The sequence below is a fragment of the Pseudomonas sp. BN102 genome, assembly GCF_029871245.1.
Taxonomy (GTDB): domain Bacteria; phylum Pseudomonadota; class Gammaproteobacteria; order Pseudomonadales; family Pseudomonadaceae; genus Metapseudomonas.
Window position 1 is genome coordinate 385,772 of sequence record NZ_SSON01000080.1, and the last position, 6,575, is coordinate 392,346.

Here is a 6,575-nt window from a genome sequence, read left to right on the forward strand (position 1 = left end):
TCTGCGCAACTCACCGTTCGCGATGCAAGACCATGCCGGCGTGATAGAGGACATCGTCGCGGAACTCTCCATCCGCGGTGAAGCCGGTGTCGTCCACGTACTCGATGTGGTCTCCCTCCAGCCAGTAGCGACCCTGGTAAGCGCTCTGCTTGTTGCCACGGGCCTCGTCATAGCGGCCGCCGGCCAACAGTTCGTGACGGATGTGGCCATCTGCGGTCACCCACATGCCAACGTACTTATTCTGATCACCTGAAGGACGTGCCATCTCATCGCTCCTCTGTCCGGATTGAGTTGAAGCTTGCCCGGCCGACACCGTTACGTACGGCAGCAGCAGAACAGCGGCCAAGCTCCAGGACAACCGTGTAAGGGTCGCGCTGGCCCGCGGGCCAGCGCCAACTCCGGTACTCATCCACGCGCCCCGTCAGAACGGGCTGGCGGTGGGCCGCACGATCAGCTCGCTCACATCTACATCCGCGGGCTGTTCGATGGCGTAGGCAATCGCTCGCGCAATGGCGTCGGCCGGAATGGCAATCCTGCGGAACTCCTTCATCTCGGCGCGACCGCCTTCGTCCGAGATGCTTTCAGCCAGCTCCGACTCGGTCACACCGGGGGCGATGACGGTGACGCGGATGTCTCCGCCAACCTCCTGGCGCAGCCCTTCGGAAATGGCCCGAACGGCGTACTTGGTGGCGCAGTAGACGGCCGCGGTCGGGCTCACTGCATAAGCACCAATGGACGCGATGTTGATGAACTGTCCTGACCGTTGGCGCTGCATCAATGGCAGCGTCGCCGCGATCCCGTGCAACACGCCCCGAATGTTCACGTCGATCATGCGATCCCACTCCTCCACCTTCAGCGCTTCAAGTTTGGAAAGCGGCATCACGCCAGCGTTATTCACCAACACATCGACTTGCCCGAATCGGGTGACGGCGAAATCGATGAAGGTCTGGACGCTCTGTCGATCGGTTACGTCCAAGGCCCGGAAATCGGCGCTGCCGCCGGCCGCATTGATATCGCCGGCAACGACCTCGAGGCGGTCGGTGCGCCGGGCACCGAGTACTACTTTTGCGCCACGGCTCGCCAACAGACGCGCGGTCGCTTCACCAATGCCACTGCTTGCGCCGGTGATCGCGATGACTTTTCCTTCGATGTTCAGCATGGTCGGTTTCCTCTTCTGTTCACCCTGGGAGCGGGGCTTGGGAAAAGGTTAGGGAGTGGCAACGAGGACCCGTTAGTCGATTCCTCCGGAGTCCTTGCCCATTTCTGTGGCGACTCCGCCGGTTAGCCGCCTCATGACCTGATCAGGAGCCATGACCCAGCCCAAAGTCGCCATGGCTGCCGATCTATGATCAGCACCTCGCCCTCCCCCGCAATGGGGTCAACGACTTCTTTCAGCCGTAACATGTCTGGGCTGCCGTATTCATGCACACGTATGGCTTTCATGAGGTTCCTCAGAGTGGGTCGAAAGTTGAGTTCAGGCGGGCGCCGCGAGCGTTGATTTTCGACGGCGCGATTGCGCCTCAGCGGCGGCGAGCGTCAAGGCTGAAGCGACCGGCGCCGAACGCGACGATCTGCAGCAGGCCACCGGCCATGGCGATGCCGCCAGCGATCTCGATGACGATGGCCAGGACTAGAGCGAGCGTCGGGAACGGCTGGCGCCAAGGCAGTTGCTCGAGCACCTGCACGGCACGTTCTCCGACTTCAGCATCAAGATCGAGGAAGTCCTGCAGGACGGCGACAAGGTCATCGTGCGCTCACGTATCTCGGGTACGCAAAGCGGAACCTTCGTTGGCGTGGCGCCAACCAATCGCAGAATCGACATCAGGGCCACCGATATCCATGAGTTCAAGGATGGAAAGATCGTGCGCACCTGGCACATGGAAGACTGGATGACCGGGCTGCATCAGCTTGGCGTTCTAACGCACTGAAACCCGTCGGCCAATCGAGGAGACGTTCATGAGCATCGCTGCCGAGTTGCTGCACCTGCATTTCCAGACGCTCATCGACGACCACGAGCAGTGGAAAACGCTGATCACCGATGATCTGCTGTGGGAGCTTCCCTACGCGCCGGGTTTGGGTCACCCCGAACGGCTGACCGGTCGCAAGGAAGTACTGGGCCATGTGGGCTGGTTCATCGAAGCGGTCGCTGATTTTCGCTTCCACGACCTGAGGATCCATGCCTTCGCTGATCCCTGCATGGCGGTGGCCGAGGTCAAGGCAGAAGGTCTGATCAAACCCACGGGCCGAATCTATCGCCAGGATTACGTGCTCTTTTGCCGGGTTGAACACGGCAAGATCGCTGTCCTGCGCGAGTACTTCGACCCGATTCGCGCGGCTTATGCGCTTGATGCCCCGATATCTACGGCACAACGATAGGATTCAATTACCCATATCTTCGCCGACTCGTTCTGATCTCCAGACTAGGGTCAAGAACTGCCATTTTTTATGTCTGTAACGGCGAGAAGCGGACATCAGCGACCGTCTGCTTTTGGCTTTGAATTCAATCGATGGCCGCAACACACTAGATCCTGTGTAGCCAGGAGAAGTGTTGCAGATGCAGCAAAGACCCCGGATTTATTACACCGAAAGCCAGAAGGCCTTGATGTGGGACCGCTGGAAGCGAGGCGACTCGCTCCAGCAGATCGCGCAGTTGTTCGATCGTAACCACTCCTCGGTCCAACGCATTCTGGCGAAGACCGGGGGGATACGCCCGGCGCCACGCCGGCGCTCCAGATTGGCCTTGACGCTGGCCAAGCGCGAAGAGATCGCGCGAGCACTGGTTGCCGGGCAGTCGATTCGACTGATCGCCCTGCAGCTTGGGCGTGCCCCTTCCTCCATCAGCCGTGAGGTCAGCCGCAACGGCGGTCCAGTCCGCTATCGCCAACCAGGCCCCTCAGGCTGCCTGAGATCGGGCCCGTCGCCCGAAAATCTGCAGGCTTATCTCGGTATCCTTGCTGGGCAACCTGCCGCAGTGCGACTAGTGCTTGCGGAAGGCATAAAACAGATTGGGCTCGCTGACCACATAGAGATTGCCATCCTTGTCCAGCGTCACCCCCTCCGGCTGCGGGGCCGACTGTTTGAGCTCACTCAGCCAGCCGACCAAATTGCGAAAGCTGACCAGTTCGCCTTCGGTGGTCATCTCCACCATTAGCTTCGACTCATCGCTCAGGATCACCAGGTGCTTGGTCTTCGGGTCGAAGTGGATGTCCGACAGGTCGGTGGCAAACACCTTGTCGTCGATCCAGGACGTCAGATCACGAATCTTGATCTGCATGCGCTGGCCAAGGCTGGAGCCCATCCCGGAAATTTCGTAGAGCTGCCTCGGATTCCGCTCTTTAACCACGAACAGCCGATCTGTTTCGGCATCGTAGGTGACCCCCTCGAAGCCCTTGTTGCCGTTCAGGTGGAACCCCAGGGACAGGGACTGCACATCGTCAGCGTGGATGCTTTGCGGTGTCGCCGGGAGCTGGAAGAAACTGAGCTGTTGCGTGCGCTCGTCGACAATCACGACCCGGCCGCCACCCATGTAGGCGAGGCCTTCAATGTCCTCAAAACCCACCAAGGGGTAGTGGCCCGTTACATTTCCTGTCTTGCTCAAGGCCACCAGCTCGGTCGGGCCGTCATTGATCACCGCCAGCAGGCGATCCTGATCATAGTCATAAACAATCGAAGACAGATTCTGCTCGATGCCCTTGACCGGCTTGGCGTCGATATAGGCGCTGTAGCCCGGCAGCCAGATACTCTTACCTTTCCAGACAGAGGCGTTGAGGTGGCTTTTCAAGTCGAAGAACAGCCGTTCATCCCAGTGGTGAAACTTCGATACCGCGACGCTGATACTGCCGATGAGCAGAAAACCCAGTGTCCACAGCTTCGTTTTGCGGCTAATCGAGGGCCTTCTTACGGGGATCGCAGGGCTTTCAACAGTACTGATCATCTACAAGCTTTCCTAAATTGGAATTGGCTCAGGAGTCAGCCTCAAGACGCGTCTAGAGGCTCGAGGCGCTGATAAGGGGTGGCCGGAACCTGAACCTGGGCAGCGAACGAGGCGACCAAATGGCCGTCTAACGCCCTTGGGATCATGCCGATCAAGATCCATTCGGCAGTCGGAAGATTTCAAGAATGCGGTTGCGTCCCTGCTCCGCCAGCAAATAGCGCCCGCTGTCGAAGGGGACGATGGCTTGCGGCGCACGCAGATGCTGGAGAATCACCTGAAGGTGGCCGCTGGGATCCAGTAACAGCAGGCGGGTCCCATGGGTGGCATCTTCGGTGATCCAGACGCCATCTTTCGTGCATACCACGAACCCAGGTGTGTTCAAACTTTCGACGACGAGCGGGTCTTGTCCTGCGGGCTGCCACTGCTTGACCCAGCCCTTGGCTTTCTCCGTATAGAACAATCGCCCATCTGGGCAAACAGCGACGCCTTCACCTTCGTCCAGGCCCTCGCGCAAGACGCGGAGCTGCCGGGTGTCTGGGCCGTAACGCAGCAGCCGCCCTTGCGGTCTGTCTTCAATCGCATAGAGCAAATGGCCATCGGTGGCGACGCCCTCAACGCTGTCAGCCTCGAACAAGGTTTCACTGTGATCGTCGCGCAGCCACAACACGGGCAGCGCCCCGCCTTCCTGACCCGTGACCAGACCGTCTCGGAACATCACCTGACCGTCCGGTTTGGACAAGCCCGTCAGCACTTCGGTACCGCGGCCGTCGGCCTCCAGGCGCAGAATTTTGCCCATGCAATCGGGAAGCTCTTGGCTGACGAACAGCGTGCCCTGGCTGTCCAGCGCCAGGGCGCTGATCATCGGAACACCCCGCGAGAGCAGCCGGTACTCCCCGCCCTCTGCCGCCGCAACTGGATACAGATGGCGCCATGCTGGGTACCCAGCGGCTGTTGTCAGGACCACAGCGGCCATGATCAACAGTCCGCGCCAGCGCGGCCTGGGGAAGAAGGACTTTTGGCAACCTCCCGGCCATGGCACAGCAGTAACGGCCGCAACATTGCCGTAGAGGCCGTGAAAAAAGCGTTCTCGGATGGTCGGCCACGACGAGTGGCATGTAGCCCGCCGGCGAGCAGCTTGGGCACCGTGTTAACGAGTTCTTGACGGCTCCCGGTGCAGAGTGCCGCCCATGCATCCTGGAGGAGTCCCCTATGGCACGCTCAACAAATCACTGGCTCGCGATGGCTGTTCTCGCCTTACTGATGAGCCCGCACGGTCCAGCAGCTCACTGCCGCTCCGCCCACCCTGCTGACTAGCCCGCGCATCGGCGAGCGGCTGCTGAACAGGCTCCAGGGGTACATCGGCATCAATCCACTGAAGATCCAGGTGATGGCGAGAACACCGAATAGCAACCCACCGATGTGATGCCAGCGGGCAAAGCCCTGGTACGGCGTACGCGAACCGCTGCGGTATAGGCCTGTCGCCTTAGGCAGAAACCGGCCGATTCTGTTGAAAAAGGCGGTTCTGCGGCAGCCAGCCGACCAGCTGCGCCAGCTTTCGAAGTGGCGGCAAGCCACTTCAAGTTGCCTTTCGGCGTTTCACTGAGCCTCCGGGCTCAGGTTTGAGGGTTAATTCGAGGGTTTCTGCTCGCCGCAGGCGTACCTATCCCGTGGCCGGTGGCCCGTGGGGCAAGAGCCTGGCCATGCGCCGCAGGTTCTGCACCGTCGCCGCCAGGGTGAATTCGTCAGTGGCGCCCGTCAGGCCACGCAGTCGCAAGCGGTCGAATCTCATGATCCGTTTGAGGTGGGCGAACAGCATCTCCACCTTCTTGCGCTCGCGGCGGGAGCGGAGGTACTCCGGCGTCTTGGCGATGCGTCGCGCCACGTCGCGGGCGGCTTCATGGATGCTGCGGACGATCTTGCGGTTCGGCGTATTGGGACAGCACTTGGCTTTCAGTGGGCAGGTGGCGCAGTCGGCTTGGCTGGAGCGGTAGATGATGGTGTTGGCCTTGGTCACCCGCGATCTTGGTTGGGTGAAGGCGCGCCATTCACTGCGTAGCGGTTTGCCGGCTGGGCAGCGGTATTCGTTGGCCTCCTGATTCCAGTGGAAGTCGTTACTGGAGAGGCTGTCGTCCTTGCGCTCGGTCTTGTCCCACACCGGCACATGCGGCTCGATGTCCTTCTCCTCGACCATCCAGGCCAGCATTGGAGCTGTGCCATAGGCGGTATCGCCGATGAGGCGTTCTGGCGTGAGGTCGAACTGCGCTTCGACGCGCTCCACCATCGTTTTGGTCGACTCGACCTCGGCAGTCCGATGCGCCGGGGTGGCTTCCACATCCAGGATCACGCCGTGCTCGGTGTCGATCAAGTAGTTGGTAGCGTAGGCAAAGAAGGCCGGGCCACCTGGCGCGGCGGTCCACCGTGCCTGCGGATCGGTGAGCGAAATCTTCTTGGGCAGGGCTTCGGCCAGCGCTTCCTCATCGAGGGCTTCGAGGTACTCGCGCACGGCGCGGGTGCTGAGCGCCGGATCGCGCCAGTCGACCTCATCGCCCGCCACCCCACGTTGCCGGCTGGCATCCGCCTTGATGATGCTGGCGTCGACGGCGAAGCCTTCACCCTTGACCAGGCCGGCCGCCATGCAGCG

The 6,575-nt window shown here is 61.0% G+C and carries 7 protein-coding genes and 4 pseudogenes; 3 read left to right on the top strand and 8 right to left on the bottom strand.

Going from position 1 to position 6,575, the window contains the following annotated elements; translation table 11 throughout:
• Window positions 1-10 precede the first annotated feature (10 nt).
• The 4 genes and pseudogenes from E8F12_RS29455 to E8F12_RS29470 form a co-directional block, all read right to left on the bottom strand.
• Window positions 11-265, bottom strand: a complete 255-nt coding sequence (locus tag E8F12_RS29455) for an Atu4866 domain-containing protein (RefSeq protein ID WP_280328734.1) — start codon at window positions 263-265, stop codon at window positions 11-13.
• Window positions 266-421: 156 nt separating this feature from the next.
• Window positions 422-1,159: an SDR family oxidoreductase gene (locus E8F12_RS29460; protein ID WP_280328735.1), complete on the bottom strand. Its 738-nt coding sequence runs from the start codon at window positions 1,157-1,159 to the stop codon at window positions 422-424.
• A gap of 188 nt (window positions 1,160-1,347) precedes the next feature.
• Window positions 1,348-1,443: pseudogene (locus tag E8F12_RS29465) on the bottom strand (NADP-dependent oxidoreductase); the annotation flags it as partial.
• Window positions 1,444-1,520: 77 nt separating this feature from the next.
• A pseudogene (locus E8F12_RS29470) lies at window positions 1,521-1,652 on the bottom strand (LysR family transcriptional regulator); the annotation flags it as partial.
• A 15-nt stretch (window positions 1,653-1,667) separates the two neighbouring features.
• Between E8F12_RS29470 and E8F12_RS29475 the strand changes: the two are divergent.
• From E8F12_RS29475 to E8F12_RS29485, 3 genes and pseudogenes are all read left to right on the top strand, one after another.
• Entirely contained in the window at window positions 1,668-1,928 is a 261-nt protein-coding gene (locus tag E8F12_RS29475) for an ester cyclase (protein ID WP_280328736.1), read from the top strand.
• Between the two features lie 28 nt (window positions 1,929-1,956).
• Window positions 1,957-2,376, top strand: coding sequence for a nuclear transport factor 2 family protein (locus E8F12_RS29480; protein WP_280328737.1), 420 nt, complete (start codon window positions 1,957-1,959; stop codon window positions 2,374-2,376).
• 178 nt (window positions 2,377-2,554) lie between these two features.
• Window positions 2,555-2,903: pseudogene (locus E8F12_RS29485) on the top strand (helix-turn-helix domain-containing protein); the annotation flags it as partial.
• Window positions 2,904-2,977: 74 nt separating this feature from the next.
• Here the strand turns inward: E8F12_RS29485 and E8F12_RS29490 are convergent.
• The 4 genes and pseudogenes from E8F12_RS29490 to E8F12_RS29505 form a co-directional block, all read right to left on the bottom strand.
• Complete coding sequence (locus E8F12_RS29490) at window positions 2,978-3,934, bottom strand: SdiA-regulated domain-containing protein (protein ID WP_280328738.1); 957 nt, start codon at window positions 3,932-3,934, stop codon at window positions 2,978-2,980.
• 151 nt (window positions 3,935-4,085) lie between these two features.
• Window positions 4,086-4,796, bottom strand: coding sequence for a hypothetical protein (locus E8F12_RS29495; protein WP_280328739.1), 711 nt, complete (start codon window positions 4,794-4,796; stop codon window positions 4,086-4,088).
• A gap of 458 nt (window positions 4,797-5,254) precedes the next feature.
• Window positions 5,255-5,404, bottom strand: a pseudogene (locus E8F12_RS29500) (PepSY domain-containing protein); the annotation flags it as partial.
• A gap of 190 nt (window positions 5,405-5,594) precedes the next feature.
• On the bottom strand, window positions 5,595-6,575 hold a 981-nt coding region (locus tag E8F12_RS29505; RefSeq protein WP_280328740.1), incomplete at its 5' end, for an IS1182 family transposase.